Source organism: Bacillus sp. LR--39, assembly GCF_053613335.1.
In genome coordinates, this window is sequence record NZ_JBSIOT010001527.1 from 1 (window position 1) to 530 (window position 530).

The 530-nt window shown below is 46.0% G+C and carries 1 protein-coding gene; it reads right to left on the bottom strand.

Annotated elements, in window-relative coordinates; all coding sequences use genetic code 11:
• Nucleotides 1-530, bottom strand: a 530-nt coding sequence (gene rncS, locus ACWHAR_RS31575) for a ribonuclease III (RefSeq protein ID WP_452088991.1), incomplete at both ends; no start/stop codon positions are given.

The window sequence follows — 530 nt, forward strand, 5'->3', positions numbered from 1 at the left end:
TCGGCTTCTTTCTTTGAACGGCCGTTTCCGACTCCGAGTGGTTCACCTTTTAGAGATACGATGGCTTCAAATTCACGGTTGTGCGCAGGTCCTTTTTCGTTGGAGATTTTATACTCCAGAGAGCCTTTGCCGTCCCGCTGCACGTATTCCTGCAGCTGGCTTTTGAAATCCATCACATGAGAAAAAGCACCATCGTTAATTTTAGGGAACACATAAACTTTTAAGAAACTTTCGACCGGCTCTAATCCCTGGTCAAGGTACAAGGCTCCGATAAATGCCTCAAAAACATCCGCCAATAGAGCAGGACGCTTTCTTCCGCCTGTCATTTCCTCGCCTTTACCCAACAGGACAAGATCGCCGAATGACAGCTCGTGAGCCAATGAAACGAGAGACGGTTCGCAAACAATTGCGGCTCTCAATTTCGTCAAATCTCCTTCACTCATAGCCGGGTATTTGGCAAATAAGAATCTGGAGATCGTCAGTTCCAAAACAGCGTCACCTAAAAATTCAAGCCTTTCATTGTCTTCATA